This is a genomic window from Pseudomonas sp. Sample_11 (genome assembly GCF_004307505.1).
In the GTDB taxonomy this organism is placed as follows: Bacteria; Pseudomonadota; Gammaproteobacteria; order Pseudomonadales; family Pseudomonadaceae; genus Aquipseudomonas; species Aquipseudomonas atacamensis.
Map to the genome: position 1 here is coordinate 1 of NZ_RCOD01000086.1, position 17,713 is coordinate 17,713.

Consider the following 17,713-nt stretch of genomic DNA (forward strand, 5'->3'; position numbering starts at 1 on the left):
CCCCTAAAGGCCTGGATCATGAGCAAGCAACCCTCCCTGAGCTACAAGGACGCCGGTGTAGACATCGACGCCGGTGAAGCATTGGTCGAACGCATCAAGAGCGTCGCCAAGCGCACTGCGCGCCCGGAAGTCATGGGCGGCCTGGGCGGTTTCGGCGCCCTCTGCGAAATCCCGGCCGGCTACAAGCAGCCGGTGCTGGTCTCCGGCACCGACGGCGTCGGCACCAAGCTGCGTCTGGCGCTGAACCTGAACAAGCACGACAGCATCGGCATCGACCTGGTCGCCATGTGCGTCAACGATCTGGTGGTGTGCGGCGCCGAGCCGCTGTTCTTCCTCGACTACTACGCCACCGGCAAACTGAACGTCGACACCGCTGCCCAGGTTGTCACCGGCATCGGCGCTGGCTGCGAACTGTCGGGTTGCTCGCTGGTTGGCGGCGAAACCGCTGAAATGCCAGGCATGTACGAAGGCGAAGACTACGACCTGGCCGGCTTCTGCGTCGGCGTCGTGGAAAAGGCGGAAATCATCGATGGCTCGAAAGTCGCCACCGGTGACGCGCTGATCGCCCTGCCATCGTCCGGTCCGCACTCCAACGGCTACTCGCTGATCCGCAAGATCATCGAAGTCTCCGGCGCCGACATCGAAAACATTCAGCTCGACGGCAAACCGCTGACCGACCTGCTGATGGCCCCGACCCGCATCTACGTCAAGCCACTGCTCAAGCTGATCAAGGACACTGGCGCTGTGAAGGCCATGGCCCACATCACCGGTGGCGGCCTGCTCGACAACATCCCGCGCGTACTGCCAAAAGGCGCTCAGGCTGTAGTTGATGTGGCCAGCTGGACTCGCCCGGCGGTGTTCGACTGGCTGCAAGAGAAAGGCAACGTTGATGAAACCGAAATGCACCGCGTATTGAACTGCGGCGTCGGCATGGTCATCTGTGTAGCTCAGGAGCACGTTGAAGTTGCCCTGAACACCCTGCGTGACGCTGGCGAGCAGCCTTGGGTCATCGGTCAGATCGCCGTGGCCGCCGAGGGCGCTGCGCAGGTCGAGCTGAAGAACCTCAAGGCTCACTGATGCCAAAGTCCTGTGATGTCGTGGTGCTGTTGTCCGGCACCGGCAGTAACTTGCAGGCTCTGATCGACAGCACGCGGACCGGCGACAGCCCGGTCCGCATCGCTGCGGTGATTTCCAACCGCGCCGACGCCTACGGCCTGCAACGCGCCCGCGACGCGGGTATCGCCACCCGCTCGCTGGATCACAAGGCATTCGAAGGCCGCGAGGCCTTCGATGCCGCGTTGATCGAACTGATCGACCAATTCAACCCCAAACTCGTGGTACTGGCCGGCTTCATGCGCATTCTCAGCGCTGATTTCGTGCGCCACTACCAGGGTCGCCTGCTCAACATCCACCCGTCGCTGCTGCCCAAATACAAAGGGTTACACACTCATCAGCGTGCGCTGGAGGCCGGCGACACGGAACATGGCTGCTCCGTGCACTTCGTCACCGAGGAACTCGATGGCGGACCACTGGTCGTACAAGCAGTATTACCGGTAGAGTTGCACGACACGCCGCAGAGTCTGGCGCAACGAGTCCACGTTCAGGAACACCTGATCTACCCGATGGCAGTACGCTGGTTTGCCGAAGGCAGGCTGACACTCGGTGACCAAGGTGCTTTACTCGACGGCCAGTTACTCGCCGCCAGCGGCCACTTGATTCGACACTAGGAGATATTATGCGTCGCGCCCTGCTCTTCGCTTGCGCTCTGCTCGCCCTGCCCTTCGCGCAGGCAGCGGACCTTCAACCGTTCTCCGCCAGCTACACCGCCGACTGGAAGCAGCTGCCCATGAGCGGCACCGCCGAACGCAGCCTGACCAAGGAAGCCGACGGCGTCTGGAAGCTCAGCTTCAAGGCATCGATGATGATCGCCAGCCTGACTGAAGAAAGCACCCTGAAGCTGGACAAGGACACGCTGCTGCCGCAGTCCTACCACTTTGAACGTGGTGGTCTGGGCAAAGCGAAAAAAGCTGATCTGGACTTCGACTGGGCCAATAAACTGGTGACCGGCACCGACCGTGGCGACGCGGTGAAAATCCCGCTGAACCGCGGCATGGTCGACAAGTCGACCTACCAACTGGCGCTGCAGCACGACGTTGCCGCCGGCAAGAAAAGCATGAGCTATCAGGTGGTTGATGATGGCGAAGTCGATACCTACGACTTCCGCGTGCTGGGTTCGGAAAAGGTCGACACCAAGGCCGGCCAGATCGACGCGATCAAGGTCGAGCGCGTGCGCGATCCGACACAAAGCAAGCGCATCACCGTGCTGTGGTTCGCCAAGGACTGGGATTACCTGCTGGTGCGCCTGCAACAGGTCGAGACTGACGGCAAGGAGTACAACATCATGCTCCAGGACGGTACGGTCAACGGCAAGACTGTCAAAGGCAGCTGATCGACCGCAACAACAAAGAGCCCCGCGAATGCGGGGCTTTTTATTGCCCGCAGTTTACGCAAACACATCATTTCCTGTAGGAGCTGACGAGTGAAACGAGGCTGCGATCTTTTGACCTTGATCTTGAGTCAACATCAAAAGATCGCAGCGTGCCGCAGCTCCTATAGGGATTTCGTCGCCTGCTGATTCAGACAGAAAACCGCGCCACCATCCCGTTCAGATCCACCGCCAACTTCGACAACTCCTGACTCGCCGCACTGGTCTGATTGGCCCCCGCCGATGTCTGCATTGCCAGATCACGAATATTCATCAGATTGCGATCCACCTCGCGCGCCACCGCTGCCTGCTCTTCCGAGGCACTGGCGATGACCAGGTTGCGCTCATTGATCAAGTTAAACGCCGAGGCGATTTCCTCCAGGGCCGAGCCTGCGCTCTTCGCCAGCTCGAGGGTCGAGCGCGCCCTTGAGTTGCTCTGCTGCATCGAACTGACCGCCGAATCGGTGCCCTGCTGAATCCCGCCGATCATCTGCTCGATTTCCTGGGTCGACTGCTGGGTGCGATGCGCCAGCGCGCGCACTTCATCAGCCACCACCGCAAAGCCACGCCCGGCATCGCCGGCGCGCGCGGCTTCGATCGCGGCGTTGAGGGCGAGCAGATTGGTCTGTTCGGCGATCGAGCGAATCACGTCCAGCACTTTGCTGATGCCATGAACCTTTTGCGCCAGCGCCTCGACCTGCGCGGCATTATTGGTGACATCGCCAGCGAGAAACTCGATCGACGTCACCGTCTGCTGCACTTGCTCGCGCCCTTGGCGGGCGATGCGGTCGGATTCGCGGGAAGCTTCAGACGTGGCCATGGCGTTGTTCGCCACCTCTTCCACCGCCGCCGTCATCTGGTTGACCGCAGTGGCGGCCTGTTCGATTTCCTGACTTTGCTGATGCAAGCCGCGAGTGGCATCTTCGGTGACGCTGCTGAGTTCTTCGGCAGCCGAGGCCAGTTGCGTGGACGACTCGGAAATGCGTCGGATTGTGTCGCGCAGATTGTGCTGCATGCTTTTCAGCGCTTGCAGCAGGCGCGCCGGCTCGTCTTTGCCAACGATGTGAATGTCGCCGGTCAAATCCCCACCGGCCACCACTTCGGCGACGCTGAGCGATTGCGACAACGGCACGACAATGCTGCGCGTCAGCAGCAACGCCAGGCCGACGGTAATCAGCGCAGCCATGGCGATCATTACTGCGACCCACACCCGCGATTGTTTGAAGACCAAGCGCGCTGCCTCAGTGGCGAGACCGGCATTTTGCTTGTTCAACTCGACCAGCTGGCGCAGGGTGGCGGCGATTTCATCGGCCAGCGGACTCACCTGATCATTGAGAATCGCCGAAGCGTCTGCCACCCGATTCTGCGTTGACAGCTGCAGGACTTGCGCCTGCAGTTCCAGGTATTTGTGCTCGGCAACCTTGAAGCGATCAAACAGCGCGCGCTCTTCCGGCAAAATGATCAACGCGTCATAACGCTGCTGCGCTTCGCTCAAGCCACTGCGCAGCTCGTCGAGCTTGGCGACATTCTGCTCCAGTGCCTTGGGGTCACGGTTGAGCAACAGGCGCATGGTCAGTGCGCGCAGGCGCAGCATGTCCTGACTCATCTCACCCACCGCCATCACGCTTGGCAGCCAGTTGTTGTCAACTTCATCGGACTGCGCACGCATGTTCGACATTTGCAGCAAGGCGAACGCGCCAAGGGCAAACACCATCAGGGCCAGCAGGCCAAAACCGAGACCAGCACGCGGGGCAATATTGAGACTACGGATATTCATCACTCTGGCTCCTTCCAAAAGCGCTGCATCAGCCTGCAGCGGGTTGCTTTAGAAGGTATCGGCATTGCCCTGAAATTGCGTAAGACGAAAAAGCGATAGGCAGACGAGCGGCTAGTCCGAACCCGTGGCTTTGACGTTTCAGCGCGGAGCAGCGGGTTTTTCTGTGATGCGCGGCAGTATTGCCAGGAAGTTATCGCGCGCGACTTTGCGCGCCACCGCCTCCGGCAGCGCATCGAGAAATGGTTTGTAGCTGTGCATTTCCTCACCGAGCTTGTTGAACCGTCCTACCACGTCAGAGCCGAGCATGAAGCGCTCGGGATACTTTTCCACCAGCGCCAGCCATTCGGCGCGCGGCTTGCCCTGCTCGTCGAGCAAATACGGCGTGAGCATGCTCCACGACAGGTCGATAAACAGATTCGGATAAGCCTCAAGCATGCGCGTCAGGGTCGGCAGGAGAAACGGCAACTGGGTCTGATGCCGATGGATCTCGGCGCTGGTGCCGGCGTGCGCCCAGATGAATCGCGTGTGCGGATGATTGCGCAGCGGCTCTTCGACCTCCTTCAGGTACAGCGGATTTTTCTCACGCTTGGAAGTGATGTTGGAATGCAGCATCACCGGCAGATCGTTTTCCGCAGCGAGGTGATAGATCTTGGTCATCGCCTCGTTGTTGGCTCGAGGTGTGTCGCCGGAGGTCAGCGCGGTCAGGTCATCGTGCCGGGTGAACACCTCGCCGATGCCCTGCCACAAACCAGGATACAGGTCGAGCATGCGCTGGATGTGCGCGGCGGAATTCTTGTCATTGGGATTGAAGCCGGACAGGAACGGATGAAAGTACTGGCGCTGCTCCGGCGCGAGTTTCTGCACCGCATCGGCAATGATCACATCGGTGGCGCTGTACCAATAGGCATCGGCGTCATCACCGGCGTAATAGCGCGGGCGCTTGGGTTCGTCTTCATGCCATTTCTTCGCCACGGGAATGCCGGAAATCATCACGTGCTCGATGGAATTTTCTTTCATGGCCGTGAGCAATTTCTGCATGCCGGCGCTTTCCTGGAAAAAATCCACGTAATGCAGGTGCGCATCGCTGTAAGTGTATTCGCGGGCACTGGCGCTGCCAGCGAACAGCAGCAGACAGGCAAGACTCAGACGAGACAAGGACACAAGTAATCTCCGGCAGATGGGCATAGCCTAGACCGCGCCCGAACGACAAGGGTTCATCCCTGCCGAAAAGCGGAACGCCCACTGCCGGGAATGCTCTATAACTGCAAGGTCTGCTTTGATCGAACGATTTCTCCTGCCGCCTGTGAGGTTTCCATGACTGTTACCGTCAATACCGTCTCTGCCGAAGGTTTTCGTCACACCGTCCAGATCGACGACCACGAATTGTTTGCCGATGTACCGAAAACTGCCGGTGGTGAAGGCACCGCACCAGAGCCACACGATTACTTCGACGCTGCGCTGGGCGCCTGCAAAGCGCTGACCGTGAAGATGTATGCGAAGAAAAAAGACATCCCGCTGACCGGCGTGGGAGTCGAGGTAAAGCGCGACAACAGCCAGGAGCAGAAAGGCAAATACGCCCTGCATGTCACCCTTACCCTTAAAGGCGTACTGACCGACGCCCAGCGCGAGGAACTACTGCGTGTGGCCGATCGCTGCCCGATTCACAAATTGATGACCACCAGCGAAGTCAGTATCGAAACCCACGCACCACAAGGCTTCGACAGCCAATAATCCTCCTGATGCCAGCGGCGGGTTATGCTTCTGGCATCACCCGCTCAGCCTGGAATGCACCATGGACATGCCACTCCTGATCATCCGCCCGCGCGCCGAAGACGTCGAAGGCCAGCCGATTCTGCGCCCGCTGCCGTCAGCCAAATGCCGCAATGTCGGACCTTTCGTGTTTTTCGACCACATGCTCGAGACGATTTATCCGACGGGTAAAGGCATGGATATCCGACAGCATCCGCACATTGGCCTGTCGACACTTACCTATCTGTTCGAAGGGCAATTGCAGCACAAGGACAGTCTGGGCTCCGATCAAGTGGTCGATGCCGGCGATGTCAGCTGGATGACCGCCGGCAGCGCCATCGCCCACGTCGAGCGTACGCCAGCCCCACTGCTCGCCGAGACCTTCACCCTGCACGGCCTGCAAGTCTGGCTGGCCTCGCCCAAGGCGCACGAACAGGGCCCGGGGCATTACAGCCATCACCCGGCAGCGACGTTGCCGGTCAGCGATAACCTTGGCGTGCAGATTCGCATGATTGCCGGGTCAGGCTTTTGCCTAGAATCGCCGGTGCCGGTGCTTTCTCCTACGTTGTATGCGGAAGTGAAGATGCAGACCGCGACCACATTGCTGATTCCGGCCGAGCATGAAGAACGCGCGGTGTATGTGTTGAGCGGGGATGCGCAGTTGAACGGCGAGGCGATCGAGCCGCATGCGCTGGTGGTGTTGCCAGCCGGCGAAGAGATGAGCCTGTTTGCCGAAAGCGATGTGCACGCGGTGGTGTTCGGCGGCGCGGCGCTGGACGGACCGAGGCGGATCAACTGGAATTTTGTTGCCAGTGATCCGGCGGCGATTGATGAGGCACGGCGCAAGTGGGCGGCCAAGGATTGGCCGACGGTGCCGGGGGAAGTCGAGCGGATAGAACTACCGGCAAGCCGTTGAAAGCAAAAGATCGCAGCCTTCGGCAGCTCCTACACCGGATTCATGTAGGAGCTGCCGAAGGCTGCGATCTTTTGATCTGAGGGCAATCAGCCCTTGAACACTTCATCCAGCAAATCATGCATCGACTTGAACGCGCGCTTGGCGGTCTTTTCGTCGTACATCATCTTGCCCGGTACGTTGGCATGCGGATCGGTAAACGAGTGCACCGCACCGCCATAGCTGAGCAGTTGCCAGTCGACCTTCGCCGCGTTCATTTCCTCTTCGAACGCTGGCAGTTGCTCCTTCGGCACCAACGGATCGGATGCGCCATGCAGCACCAGCACCGAGCCCTTGATGTTCTGCGCATCCGCCGGGTTCGGCGAATCCAGCGTGCCGTGGAACGACACCGCCGCTTTTACCGGCGCGCCGGTGCGGGCCAGATCCAGCGCACAGCAACCACCGAAGCAGAAACCGAACACCGCCAGTTTCGAAGTATCCACCGTGGCTTCGCCCTGGCTCTGCAATTGCTCGAAAGCCACTTGCAGACGTTTGCGCAACAGCGCGCGGTCGTCCTTGAGCGGCATCATCGCTGCCAGCGCCTCATCAGCGTTCTGCGGACGCACGCTCTGGCCGTAGACATCCGCGATCAGCACCACGTAACCCTTGGCCGCTACCGCTTTGGCGATGTCTTCGGCACCGGCGCTGACGCCCATCCAGTTCGGCGCCATCAGCAAACCCGGGCGCGCAGCCTTGTGCTCGGCGTCGAACGCCAGGCTACCTTCATAGGCCTGGCCGTCAATCTGATAGACCACGGAACGTACAGTGACTTGGCTCATTTCTGACTCCTGATTGAGTAAACACCAGAACGAAAAAACCCGCCGAAGCGGGTTTTTCCTACAACGTGATCAAACCGACAGTTCAACCAGCAGCTTGTTCAGCCGGCGCACGTAAGCGGCCGGATCCTTCAAGCTGTCGCCAGCCGCCAGGGCAGCCTGATCGAAGAGGATGTGCGACAGGTCGCCAAAACGCTCTTCGCTCTGCTCGCCATCGAGTTTCTCGATCAGCGGGTGGCTCGGGTTGAATTCGAAGATCGGCTTCGAATCCGGGACTTTCTGCCCGCTGGCTTCGAGGATCTGGCGCATTTGCAGGCCCAGGTCCTGTTCGCCGATGGCCAGAATGGCCGGCGAATCGGTCAGACGATGGGATACGCGGACTTCAGCCACGGAATCACCCAGCGCAGTTTTCAGACGCTCGACCAGCCCTTCTTTGGACTTGGCGACTTCTTCTGCGGCTTTCTTGTCCTCTTCCGAGTCCAGGTTGCCCAGATCGAGGTCACCGCGCGCCACGTCGACAAAAGTCTTGCCGTCGAATTCGCTGAGGTAGCTCATCAGCCACTCGTCGATGCGATCGGTCAGCAGCAGCACTTCGATGCCTTTCTTGCGGAAGACTTCCAGGTGCGGGCTGTTCTTGACCTGCGCGTAGGTTTCGCCGGTGAGGTAGTAGATCTTGTCCTGACCTTCCTTGGCGCGGGCCAGGTAGTCAGCCAGACCGACAACCTGCTCGCCGTCGTCGCCCTGGGTCGATGCAAAACGCAGCAGACCGGCAATTTTCTCTTTGTTGGCGAAGTCTTCTGCCGGGCCTTCTTTCATGACCTGACCGAAGTTCTTCCAGAAGCCCTTGTATTGCTCAGGCTCGTTCTTCGCCAGTTTTTCCAGCATGTCGAGCACACGCTTGGTCAGCGCGGTTTTCATCGAGTCGATGATCGGGTCTTTCTGCAGGATCTCACGCGACACGTTCAGCGACAGGTCGTTGGAATCGACCACGCCTTTGATGAAGCGCAGGTACAGCGGCAGGAACGACTCGGCCTGATCCATGACAAACACGCGCTGCACGTACAGCTTCAGGCCTTTCGGCGCTTCACGCTGGTACAGGTCGAACGGCGCGCGGGCCGGCACGTACAGCAGCGAGCTGTACTCGAGCTTGCCCTCAACCTTGTTGTGGCTCCACGACAGCGGATTTTCGAAGTCGTGAGCGATGTGTTTGTAGAACTCCTGGTATTCCTCGTCTTTGACTTCAGTGCGCGGACGGGTCCACAGAGCGCTGGCACGGTTGACGGTTTCCCATTCAACGGCTGGAGCCTCTTCGCCTTCGGCCGGAGTGACTTCCTTCGGCAGTTCGATCGGCAAAGCGATGTGGTCGGAGTACTTCTTGATGATGTTGCGCAGACGCCAGCCATCCGCGAATTCGTCTTCACCGGATTTCAGGTGCAGGACGATGCGGGTGCCACGCTCTGGCTTGTCGATCGTGGCGACTTCGAACTCGCCCTCACCTTTCGACGACCAGTGCACGCCTTCGCTGGCGGCAGTGCCGGCGCGACGGCTGTAAACGTCAACCTTGTCGGCGACGATGAAGGCCGAATAGAAGCCGACACCGAACTGGCCGATGAGGTGCGAATCTTTCTTCTGATCGCCGGACAGGTTTTTCATGAAATCGGCGGTGCCGGATTTGGCGATGGTCCCCAGGTGGGTGATCACATCGTCACGGTTCATGCCGATACCGTTGTCTTCGAGGGTGACGGTCTTGGCGTCCTTGTCGAAGCTCACACGGATTTTCAGGTCAGCGCCACCTTCGAGCAACTCAGGCTTGGCCAGGGCTTCGAAGCGCAGCTTGTCGACAGCGTCAGAGGCGTTCGAGATCAATTCGCGAAGGAAAATTTCCTTATTCGAATACAGCGAATGGATCATGAGGTGCAGCAGCTGCTTTACCTCGGTCTGGAAGCCCAGGGTTTCCTTTTGAGTTTCCACACTCATGGTCATCAAACTCCAATCAGATGGCAGTGGCCGCGACCCGAAATGGTCTGCGGCGGGTTGTCATCTGAGTTGGGGGCGCTGTTCAGGATTTCAAGGGCTCATCAATTTTGAAGTGCGCGCGGGCGGTGGCGATCGGTTCGGCCTCGGTACTCTGCCAGGCAGTTACCGCTACGTTAGCGACGCGACGGCCCTGACGGCAGACCTGACACCTGGCCCAGGTGTCGCGAAACTGCCCGGCGCGCAGGTAATCGAGGGAAAAATCGATGATCTTCGGCACACCCGGCGTGCCGGTGAAAATCAGCAAATGCAGGGCCGCGGCCAGCTCCATGAAGCCGGCAATCACGCCGCCATGGATCGCCGGCAATAAAGGGTTACCAATGTTGTCCTTGTTCGCCGGCAGCTTGAACAGCAACTCATCGCCAACCCGCGAACATTCGATACCGATCAGCCCGGCATAAGGAATGAACGCCAGCAGCGGCGCGTAATCGCCCTGCGCGTGAGCCTGTTGCAGCTGCTCCCTGAGATCGTTGCTCATTGGCTCGCTCCCTTGATCGCGCCCGCGAAACCCTTGCTGCCCTTCAGACCGATGCCCATGCGCATGAATGTGCCGACGACGTGGGCAATCGGTTGCTCGGGATCGTCCTGGTAAGCAAAACCACGGGCAAAGATCACGTCGGTGGTGACGCGATAGCACTGGGCAAAACCGTACACCGCTTTGTTCGGTTCAGCGGCGTGCATGTAGTCGATGCGCAGATCGAGGGTCGGACAGACTTCGAACTCCGGCAGCACGCACAGGGTCGACATGCCGCATGCAGTGTCCATCAATGAAGTGATGGCACCGCCGTGGATGACTCCGGTTTCGGGATTGCCGACGATTTTTTCGCTGTACGGCAGGATCACCGTCAGCCCTTCGCTGGAAGCACTGTGCACTTGCAGACCCAAGACCTGACAGTGGCGCAATGCCGATAAAAAGCGCGTCGCGCGCTCAAAAACGGGGTTTTCGGCCATGTGATAATTACTCGCGTTTGGGCCTTGTGCCAGTATTGAGAAAAGCGGCAAAAGTTCCGTGATAAAACAAACTTATATATCTGAAACAATTGAGGAACTTAACCCGTAGCGCCGAGTTCTTAAGGCCAGTAGTTATTTTCCATAAGGAGATACACCCCATGCGTAAGACTTTAGCTATTGCCTTGATGTTGACCGCTTCCCTCGGTCTCGCTGCCTGCGATAAAAAATCCGAGGACAAAGCTCAAGATGCCAACCAACATGCTGAGCAAGCTCAGCAAGACATGAACAAAGCTCAGGATAAAGTGAACGACGCAGCAAAAGAAAACGCCGAAGCTGCCAAAGCTCAGGCTGAATCGAACGCCGCTGCTCAAGAAGAAGCCGCCAAAAAGCAATAAGCTTTGTGGTGTGAAAGGAAAACCCGCCAAGTGCGGGTTTTCTTTTGCCTGCGATTTACCGGTTAGAGCAACACGGTTCTAAAAGTCGGACTAATCATCAGCAACAACGTACAGATGAAGCCAACTAGCCACATCAGGCTGCGCAACTTCGCCAGATCGGCCAGATAGAACCACAGATAGAACACTCGCGAGATCACGAAGATGATCGCCAGCGCATCGATCAGCCAACCCGCAGTTTGCGTGGTGTGCGCCATCAGCACACCGACCGCGAACAGAATGAAGGCTTCGATGCTGTTCTGATGGGCCGCCAGCGCCCTCGCACCGAAGCCGGTCAACTGCGCCTGCTGCTGCCGAGGCAAGTGATTGTCATACCCGCCCTGCTCTTTCATGGCCTTGGCCACCGGCATGCGCGCCACGTAGATCAATAAAGCACTGATAAACACACACCAGAACGGAATACTCATCAAACAGCCTCTTTGTTCGCCTCAGGGACGGGCGCCTCTGTAGGGGTATAGACCATGACATCGAGAACGTCGGAATGAAACTCGCGGCGATACAACACCACCACCACGCCCGCGCTCATGATCATGAACAGCCACGGGCTGACGAACCACGCCAGCATGCTCATGCCGAAGTAATAAGAGCGCAGGCCGAAGTTGAACTGGTTGGCTGCCATCGAAATCACTCGCGCCGCCCGTGAAGCGAAGGCCTTGCGTTCCTGCTCGGTCACTTGGCGCTCGCCGATCATCGGCGCTGAACCGACCAGAATCGCCGCGAAATTGTATTGGCGCATGCACCAGCTGAAAGTAAAGAACGCATAGACGAACACCAGTGCCAGGCACAGCAACTTGATCTCCGACATGCCTTGCGAGGCCTGTTGCACCATCGGAATATCCGCCAACAACGACACGGCTCGGTCGGACGCGCCGAGCACGGTGAGAATACCGGCGAGGATGATCAGCGTGCTGGATGCGAAGAACGAGGCGTTGCGCTCCAGATTGCCGATCACGCTGGCATCGGCGATGCGGTTGTCACGCAGCAGCATGCGGCGCATCCAGTCTTCGCGGTAAAGGTGCAACACGCTGGCCAGACACGCCGTATCACGGGCCTTCCAGGTGGCATAACGGGTGTAACCGCCCCAGCAGACGACAAACCAGACGGCGGCGAGCAAGTGGATCAGATTGGCTTGGATGAACGACATTCGTTGTCCTGAGCAAGAGGAATGATGGAGGGAACCCTTCGTTTCGACGTGTTGGCTCGTAAAAAGACACGCTCATTGAAGAGTCAAATACATTCAAAATAGACCGCAGCTATCAGCTTTCAAAGGCTTATACCTGTCAACTCTGACAGTAGCGCCGAGGGTATGGCGAGGCATAAGGTCGTTTTCTCAAACGGGAACACTGACCGCTCCCCTATCAGACAAGGATTTGAGCATGACACCTTTGAACGCTGCGCTGCCCATTGACACAACGTTTGGCAACCGGGGGTACGCCGAGTCATTTGCTGCGGGAAGCCAGGCTTTGAACATCGCAGGCTTGCGCCCGGATGGAAAGATCCTTCTCGTGGGACAAACTTTTGTAGAGGGCAAGGCCAGTTTTCATTTGGCGCAATTACTGGCAGACGGTACTAACGATACTGGCTTCAACGAAAACGGTTTGATCGTAGGTACGTTTACAGGTTCGGGACAAGCCAGCGGCACTGGCGCCTGTCTTTATAAAGACGGTAAGGCGCTGCTTTTTGGGTATCAATATGATGAGGACCAAGGAACTCGATTTGCGCTTGCCAGATTCTTCGCTGATGGTCAAAGAGATCGCGATTTCGGTCTCGATGGGACGGTTTACGTCCCTTTCCTGCCACAGTCCGAATCGCAATTGCCAAAACCGGAAGCTTCCATCAAGTCGCAATCCAGAACCAGGTTAGTACTGACTGCTGATGAAAAAATCCTCGTCGGTCAAAGCAACCGACTGTTCAGACTTGATCAGAAAGGAGATTTCGATACCGCTTTCAACAACAAAGGCTGGCTGGATCTTGCAATGGGCATTGCTTCGATTTCAGTGGCAGAGGATGGAGTAATCACAGTCGCAGGTTCGAGGGCTGGAGAAGGAAAGATTGTGCGCCTGAACGTCGATGGAACGCCCCATAAAGGCTTCGGCGATGATGGCACCGGGACCGTCTACATACCATCGGATTACCCGGCCAGCGTACGAAGCCTGATGTTACGTGCTGACGGCAGCTTCTTTGTTGCCGGCCAGGTCGACACATCGCCTGACGACGTTTGGGGTAAAGGACGCAAAGCAATGATGGCCGCGTACAACCCGAACGGTAGACCAAATCTCGCATTCAATCAGGGTAAGCCTGTAGTCACTGATCTTGGATTAACCGACGGTTGCACTTTGTTCGATCTAAGTGGAGAGCCTGAGGATGGTTTGGTTGTGGTGGGGAGTACAGGGCAAATAACCAGGGAGCAAATGCTTGCCTGCCGCTATCTGGCAACGGGTGAACTGGACACAACCTTTGGGGATGGCAAGGGATACGTTACTCACTCTATGGGGCCCGGTATGCAATGGATCTCGGTGGCAGTGCAGCCCGACAAGCGAATACTCCTGAGCCGTGACAGCGACAACGTCAATGTGGGAGCTCTGGTCGTACGTTATCTGGGCTGAGGATTATCAGCTCTGATAAAAAATGCCCCGTATCGATTGATACGGGGCATTTCTGTTTAACCGGGGCTGACCCACTTGTGGCGGGTCCGAACCCCGTCAGGCAGTGACTTCGCTGCGCTTGCCCAGCAGACGATCGCAGACCACGGCGACCACCAGGGTCATCACGCACGGCACCAGCCACGCCAGACCCTGCTCGCTCAGCGGCAGATGGGTCAGCTGAGTTGGCATCCAGTCAGCCAGACCAGCGCCTTTCAGGGCGTCGATGGTGCCGAAAACGAAGGAAACCAGCATCACCGGGCCAAGAATGCGCCCGTGCTCATGCCAGAAATCCTTGCAGAAGCTCAGTGCGACCAGAACGATGCACGGCGGGTAGATCGCGGTGAGTACCGGAATCGAGAAAGCAATCAGCTTGGTCAGACCAAGGTTGGAGACCAGCAGCGAGAACGCTGCGAGGATAATCACCAGCGTCTTGTAGGACAGTGGCAGCACACGGCTGAAGTACTCAGCACAGGCACAGGTCAGACCGACCGCCGTGACCAGACACGCCAGCGAGATCAGCACCGCAAGGAAACCGCTGCCCAGCGAACCGAAGGTGTGCTGCACGTAGGCATGCAACACCGCCGCGCCGTTGGTGGCGCCGACCGCGACTTCATGGCTGCCGGACCCGAGGCGGAACAGGCTGACGTAGACCAGTGCCAGACCCACGCCGGCAATCAGCCCGGCAATGATCGCGTAACGGGTGATCAGCGCTGGCGACTCGACGCCACGGGAGCGGATCGCGTTGACGATAACGATGCCGAATACCAGTGCGCCGAGGGTATCCATGGTCAGGTAACCATTGATGAAGCCTTGGGAAAACGGTGCCGCCACATACTCTGGAGTGCCGTGACCGATGTCACCCGCCGGCAAGGCGAACGCGGCAATGCCCAGTACTGCCAGCGCAATGATTTTCAGCGGTGCGAGGAAGCGGCCCACGGTATCCAGCAAACGCCCAGGGTAGAGCGAAATGAAGAACACCAGCAGGAAGTACACCGAGCTGTAGAGGAACAGCGCCAGCGGGCTCTCGCCGGTCAACGGCGCCAGACCCACTTCGAAGGAAACGGTCGCGGTACGCGGAGTGGCGAACAGCGGACCCACAGCCAAATAGCATGCCGCCGCGAGGATACCGCCGGCGATCTTGCCGATCGGGCTGCTCAGCGCATCCATCGCGCCGCCGACCTTGGCCAGCGCCACCACAGTGACCACCGGCAAACCGACGGCGGTTATCAGAAAGCCCAGCGCGGCCATCCAGACGTGAGGTCCAGCCTGCAAGCCGACGATCGGCGGGAAAATGATGTTACCGGCCCCGACAAACAGGGCAAACGTCATAAAACCAAGTGCCAGGATGTCCTGACCTTTCAAAACTTTCATTAAGGTAATACCACACTACTGAAATCGGAATTTAGAGGGGGATTGCCCTGTTGGATTAGGGAAATGCTGTCGATCCGTATGGGACTGACCCTTAAAGCGCGTGGCTGCCTTGTGGGCGGCGGACGCAAAAATGGCGGCCAGCCTAACGAATTTGGCGGACAAACGCACTGTTGGAGGGCGAACTATCCGATACGCGACGTTTCCGTGTCGCGTTTACATAAGAAAAGCAGCTGCAAGCTACAAGTTTCAAGCTGCAAGCTTCTATCTTGCAGCTAGCCGCTTGAAGCTTGCCGCTGCTCTGAAACGACAAAGGCCACCCGAAGGTGGCCTTTGTTGCTGGAGCTAAAAAGTCAGCCGAAGCTTACTTCTTCACTTCCCAGCCAGTCAGCTCGGCCAGGGCCTTGCCGATGTCTGCCAGCGAACGCACGGTTTTAACGCCTGCGTCTTGCAGCGCAGCGAATTTCTCGTCTGCAGTGCCTTTGCCGCCAGAGATGATTGCGCCAGCATGGCCCATGCGCTTGCCCGGAGGAGCAGTCACACCAGCGATGTAGGAAACAACCGGCTTGGTCACGTTAGCCTTGATGTAGGCAGCCGCTTCTTCTTCAGCCGAACCGCCGATCTCGCCGATCATCACGATCGCCTCGGTCTTCGGGTCTTCCTGGAACAGCTTCAGGATGTCGATGAAGTTCGAACCCGGGATCGGGTCACCGCCGATGCCGACGCAAGTCGACTGACCGAAACCGGCGTCAGTGGTCTGCTTCACAGCTTCGTAGGTCAGGGTGCCGGAACGCGAAACGATACCGACCTTGCCTGGCAAGTGAATGTGACCTGGCATGATGCCGATCTTGCATTCGCCTGGGGTGATCACGCCTGGGCAGTTAGGGCCGATCAGGACTACGCCCAGCTCGTCGCACTTAACTTTGGCGTCCAGCATGTCCAGGGTAGGAATGCCTTCGGTGATGCAGACGATCAGCTTGATGCCGCCGAATGCCGCTTCCAGGATCGAGTCCTTGCAGAACGGAGCCGGAACGTAGATCACGCTGGCGGTAGCGCCAGTGGCAGCTACTGCGTCTTTAACGGTGTTGAATACTGGCAGACCCAGGTGCTCGGTGCCGCCCTTGCCTGGCGTTACGCCACCAACCATCTTGGTGCCGTATTCGATGGCTTGCTGGGTGTGGAAACTACCTTGCGAACCGGTAATACCCTGGCAGATAACTTTGGTGTCTTTATTGATCAGGACGCTCATTATTTGCCCTCCGCAGCTTTGACAACTTGTTGAGCAGCGTCGGTCAGGCTGGTTGCAGCGATGATGTTCAAACCGCTTTCTGCCAGTACTTTAGCGCCCAGCTCAGCGTTGTTGCCTTCAAGGCGAACAACAACCGGGATTTTCACGCCGACTTCTTTCACGGCGCCGATGATGCCTTCGGCAATCATGTCGCAGCGAACGATGCCGCCGAAGATGTTGACCAGTACTGCCGCGACGTTCTGGTCGGACAGGATGATCTTGAACGCTTCAGTAACGCGTTCCTTGGTAGCGCCACCACCTACGTCGAGGAAGTTGGCTGGCTTGCCGCCATGCAGGTTGACGATGTCCATGGTACCCATGGCCAGACCGGCACCGTTGACCATGCAGCCGATGTTGCCTTCCAGGGCTACGTAGTTCAGTTCGAACTTGGCAGCGTGCGCTTCGCGCGGATCGTCCTGCGACGGATCGTGGAAAGCCTTCAGCTTAGGCTGACGGTACATGGCGTTGGCGTCGATGTTGATCTTCGCGTCGAGGCAGTGCAGATCGCCGTCAGCCTTGATCACCAGCGGGTTCACTTCCAGCAGAGCCAGGTCGTGGTCTTTGAACAGCTTGGCCAGACCTACGAAGATCTTGGCGAACTGAGTGACCTGCTTGCCTTCCAGACCCAGCTGGAATGCCAGCTCGCGACCCTGGGATGGCTGAGCGCCAACCAGTGGATCGATAGTGGCCTTGAGAATTTTTTCTGGAGTGTCGTGAGCGATTTTCTCGATGTCCACGCCACCTTCGGTGGAAGCCATGAACACGATGCGACGGCTCGAACGGTCAACGACAGCGCCCAGGTACAGCTCTTTAGCGATATCAGTGCACGATTCAACCAGGATCTTGGTGACTGGCTGGCCATTGGCGTCAGTCTGGTAAGTCACCAGACGCTTGCCCAGCCACTGCTGTGCGAAGGCTTTGGCGTCTTCTTTGCTGCGAACCAGCTTTACGCCGCCCGCTTTACCGCGACCACCGGCGTGAACCTGGGCTTTGACGACCCACTCGTTGCCGCCGATCTTGTCGCAAGCTTCTGCTGCTGCTTCCGGGGTGTCTACTGCATAACCAGTGGAAACTGGCAGGCCGTATTCAGCGAACAGCTGCTTACCCTGATACTCGTGAAGATTCATGCTTTTTACCGTCTTCGTTAGGTACTGCGCATTCGGCGCTGCGCTCGTTTGAGTGCCGCGCCACCTGTGACTGCTGCTTGCGTAGCTGGGCTACGCAAGACTGCGTCCG

General features: G+C 58.3%; 18 protein-coding genes. 7 read left to right on the forward strand and 11 right to left on the reverse strand.

What is annotated here, in order from left to right; translation table 11 throughout:
- The first annotated feature begins 18 nt into the window (after positions 1-18).
- Genes purM through D8U60_RS23540 form a run of 3 tightly spaced genes read left to right on the forward strand, consistent with a single transcriptional unit; the run spans position 19 to position 2,449 of the window.
- Positions 19-1,077, forward strand: coding sequence for a phosphoribosylformylglycinamidine cyclo-ligase (purM, locus tag D8U60_RS23530; RefSeq protein ID WP_024012163.1), 1,059 nt, complete (start codon positions 19-21; stop codon positions 1,075-1,077).
- Entirely contained in the window at positions 1,077-1,727 is a 651-nt protein-coding gene (gene purN / locus D8U60_RS23535) for a phosphoribosylglycinamide formyltransferase (protein ID WP_016773694.1), read from the forward strand. Before purM ends, purN begins: the two co-directional genes overlap by 1 nt.
- A gap of 8 nt (positions 1,728-1,735) precedes the next feature.
- The gene (locus tag D8U60_RS23540) at positions 1,736-2,449 is read left to right on the forward strand and encodes a DUF3108 domain-containing protein (RefSeq protein ID WP_056783915.1); all 714 of its coding nucleotides are present in this window, start codon (positions 1,736-1,738) and stop codon (positions 2,447-2,449) included.
- A 187-nt stretch (positions 2,450-2,636) separates the two neighbouring features.
- On the opposite strand, the gene D8U60_RS23545 is transcribed toward D8U60_RS23540, so the two are convergent.
- Positions 2,637-4,262 (reverse strand): methyl-accepting chemotaxis protein, encoded by a 1,626-nt coding sequence (locus D8U60_RS23545; protein ID WP_130901053.1) that lies wholly within the window; start codon positions 4,260-4,262, stop codon positions 2,637-2,639.
- A gap of 138 nt (positions 4,263-4,400) precedes the next feature.
- Positions 4,401-5,447 carry an amidohydrolase family protein gene (locus tag D8U60_RS23550; protein ID WP_130901054.1) on the reverse strand — a complete coding sequence of 349 codons (1,047 nt, stop codon included), beginning with the start codon at positions 5,445-5,447 and terminating at the stop codon, positions 4,401-4,403.
- 129 nt (positions 5,448-5,576) lie between these two features.
- Between D8U60_RS23550 and D8U60_RS23555 the strand changes: the two genes are divergently transcribed.
- Together D8U60_RS23555 and D8U60_RS23560 are read left to right on the forward strand one after the other, a co-directional pair.
- Positions 5,577-5,993 carry an OsmC family protein gene (locus D8U60_RS23555; protein WP_016773690.1) on the forward strand — a complete coding sequence of 139 codons (417 nt, stop codon included), beginning with the start codon at positions 5,577-5,579 and terminating at the stop codon, positions 5,991-5,993.
- 61 nt (positions 5,994-6,054) lie between these two features.
- The gene (locus D8U60_RS23560) at positions 6,055-6,927 is read left to right on the forward strand and encodes a pirin family protein (protein ID WP_130901055.1); all 873 of its coding nucleotides are present in this window, start codon (positions 6,055-6,057) and stop codon (positions 6,925-6,927) included.
- Between the two features lie 86 nt (positions 6,928-7,013).
- Here D8U60_RS23560 and D8U60_RS23565 read toward each other — a convergent pair whose 3' ends face one another.
- The 4 genes from D8U60_RS23565 to D8U60_RS23580 all read right to left on the reverse strand — a co-directional run bounded on the left by D8U60_RS23565 (position 7,014) and on the right by D8U60_RS23580 (position 10,724).
- Positions 7,014-7,742, reverse strand: coding sequence for a dienelactone hydrolase family protein (locus D8U60_RS23565; protein WP_130901056.1), 729 nt, complete (start codon positions 7,740-7,742; stop codon positions 7,014-7,016).
- Between the two features lie 69 nt (positions 7,743-7,811).
- Positions 7,812-9,716 (reverse strand): molecular chaperone HtpG, encoded by a 1,905-nt coding sequence (gene htpG / locus D8U60_RS23570; protein ID WP_071171478.1) that lies wholly within the window; start codon positions 9,714-9,716, stop codon positions 7,812-7,814.
- A gap of 82 nt (positions 9,717-9,798) precedes the next feature.
- Positions 9,799-10,251 carry a PaaI family thioesterase gene (locus D8U60_RS23575; RefSeq protein WP_130901057.1) on the reverse strand — a complete coding sequence of 151 codons (453 nt, stop codon included), beginning with the start codon at positions 10,249-10,251 and terminating at the stop codon, positions 9,799-9,801.
- A complete protein-coding gene (locus tag D8U60_RS23580) occupies positions 10,248-10,724 on the reverse strand; it encodes a PaaI family thioesterase (RefSeq protein WP_024012154.1) in 477 nt (158 codons plus the stop codon). Before D8U60_RS23580 ends, D8U60_RS23575 begins: the two co-directional genes overlap by 4 nt.
- A gap of 158 nt (positions 10,725-10,882) precedes the next feature.
- Here D8U60_RS23580 and D8U60_RS23585 point away from each other — a divergent pair, with 158 nt between their 5' ends.
- Positions 10,883-11,119 (forward strand): hypothetical protein, encoded by a 237-nt coding sequence (locus D8U60_RS23585; protein ID WP_007959016.1) that lies wholly within the window; start codon positions 10,883-10,885, stop codon positions 11,117-11,119.
- 62 nt (positions 11,120-11,181) lie between these two features.
- On the opposite strand, the gene D8U60_RS23590 is transcribed toward D8U60_RS23585, so the two are convergent.
- Together D8U60_RS23590 and D8U60_RS23595 are read right to left on the reverse strand one after the other, a co-directional pair.
- Complete coding sequence (locus D8U60_RS23590; RefSeq protein ID WP_122505955.1) at positions 11,182-11,583, reverse strand: MAPEG family protein; 402 nt, start codon at positions 11,581-11,583, stop codon at positions 11,182-11,184.
- Complete coding sequence (locus tag D8U60_RS23595; protein WP_016773682.1) at positions 11,583-12,320, reverse strand: DUF599 family protein; 738 nt, start codon at positions 12,318-12,320, stop codon at positions 11,583-11,585. Before D8U60_RS23595 ends, D8U60_RS23590 begins: the two co-directional genes overlap by 1 nt.
- A 232-nt stretch (positions 12,321-12,552) precedes the next feature.
- On the opposite strand from D8U60_RS23595, the gene D8U60_RS23600 reads away from it, so the two are divergent.
- Positions 12,553-13,782: a hypothetical protein gene (locus D8U60_RS23600; protein ID WP_130901058.1), complete on the forward strand. Its 1,230-nt coding sequence runs from the start codon at positions 12,553-12,555 to the stop codon at positions 13,780-13,782.
- 96 nt (positions 13,783-13,878) lie between these two features.
- Here the strand turns inward: D8U60_RS23600 and brnQ are convergent, their stop codons facing one another.
- The 3 genes from brnQ to sucC all read right to left on the reverse strand — a co-directional run bounded on the left by brnQ (position 13,879) and on the right by sucC (position 17,604).
- On the reverse strand, positions 13,879-15,192 hold the full coding sequence (brnQ, locus tag D8U60_RS23605; protein WP_016773681.1) for a branched-chain amino acid transport system II carrier protein: 1,314 nt from the start codon (positions 15,190-15,192) through the stop codon (positions 13,879-13,881).
- Between the two features lie 361 nt (positions 15,193-15,553).
- On the reverse strand, positions 15,554-16,438 hold the full coding sequence (gene sucD / locus D8U60_RS23610; protein WP_016773680.1) for a succinate--CoA ligase subunit alpha: 885 nt from the start codon (positions 16,436-16,438) through the stop codon (positions 15,554-15,556).
- Entirely contained in the window at positions 16,438-17,604 is a 1,167-nt protein-coding gene (sucC, locus tag D8U60_RS23615; protein WP_016773679.1) for an ADP-forming succinate--CoA ligase subunit beta, read from the reverse strand. Before sucC ends, sucD begins: the two co-directional genes overlap by 1 nt.
- Between the last annotated feature and the right edge of the window lie 109 nt (positions 17,605-17,713).

What these genes read in the sequence shown, in the direction of transcription:
- purM (WP_024012163.1), top strand. Translation starts at nt 19, where the DNA reads ATGAGCAAGCAACCCTCCCTGAGCTACAAGGACGCCGGTGTAGACATC.
- purN (WP_016773694.1), top strand. Translation starts at nt 1,077, where the DNA reads ATGCCAAAGTCCTGTGATGTCGTGGTGCTGTTGTCCGGCACCGGCAGT.
- D8U60_RS23540 (WP_056783915.1), top strand. Translation starts at nt 1,736, where the DNA reads ATGCGTCGCGCCCTGCTCTTCGCTTGCGCTCTGCTCGCCCTGCCCTTC.
- D8U60_RS23545 (WP_130901053.1), bottom strand. Translation starts at nt 4,262, where the DNA reads ATGAATATCCGTAGTCTCAATATTGCCCCGCGTGCTGGTCTCGGTTTT.
- D8U60_RS23550 (WP_130901054.1), bottom strand. Translation starts at nt 5,447, where the DNA reads ATGCCCATCTGCCGGAGATTACTTGTGTCCTTGTCTCGTCTGAGTCTT.
- D8U60_RS23555 (WP_016773690.1), top strand. Translation starts at nt 5,577, where the DNA reads ATGACTGTTACCGTCAATACCGTCTCTGCCGAAGGTTTTCGTCACACC.
- D8U60_RS23560 (WP_130901055.1), top strand. Translation starts at nt 6,055, where the DNA reads ATGGACATGCCACTCCTGATCATCCGCCCGCGCGCCGAAGACGTCGAA.
- D8U60_RS23565 (WP_130901056.1), bottom strand. Translation starts at nt 7,742, where the DNA reads ATGAGCCAAGTCACTGTACGTTCCGTGGTCTATCAGATTGACGGCCAG.
- htpG (WP_071171478.1), bottom strand. Translation starts at nt 9,716, where the DNA reads ATGAGTGTGGAAACTCAAAAGGAAACCCTGGGCTTCCAGACCGAGGTA.
- D8U60_RS23575 (WP_130901057.1), bottom strand. Translation starts at nt 10,251, where the DNA reads ATGAGCAACGATCTCAGGGAGCAGCTGCAACAGGCTCACGCGCAGGGC.
- D8U60_RS23580 (WP_024012154.1), bottom strand. Translation starts at nt 10,724, where the DNA reads ATGGCCGAAAACCCCGTTTTTGAGCGCGCGACGCGCTTTTTATCGGCA.
- D8U60_RS23585 (WP_007959016.1), top strand. Translation starts at nt 10,883, where the DNA reads ATGCGTAAGACTTTAGCTATTGCCTTGATGTTGACCGCTTCCCTCGGT.
- D8U60_RS23590 (WP_122505955.1), bottom strand. Translation starts at nt 11,583, where the DNA reads ATGAGTATTCCGTTCTGGTGTGTGTTTATCAGTGCTTTATTGATCTAC.
- D8U60_RS23595 (WP_016773682.1), bottom strand. Translation starts at nt 12,320, where the DNA reads ATGTCGTTCATCCAAGCCAATCTGATCCACTTGCTCGCCGCCGTCTGG.
- D8U60_RS23600 (WP_130901058.1), top strand. Translation starts at nt 12,553, where the DNA reads ATGACACCTTTGAACGCTGCGCTGCCCATTGACACAACGTTTGGCAAC.
- brnQ (WP_016773681.1), bottom strand. Translation starts at nt 15,192, where the DNA reads ATGAAAGTTTTGAAAGGTCAGGACATCCTGGCACTTGGTTTTATGACG.
- sucD (WP_016773680.1), bottom strand. Translation starts at nt 16,438, where the DNA reads ATGAGCGTCCTGATCAATAAAGACACCAAAGTTATCTGCCAGGGTATT.
- sucC (WP_016773679.1), bottom strand. Translation starts at nt 17,604, where the DNA reads ATGAATCTTCACGAGTATCAGGGTAAGCAGCTGTTCGCTGAATACGGC.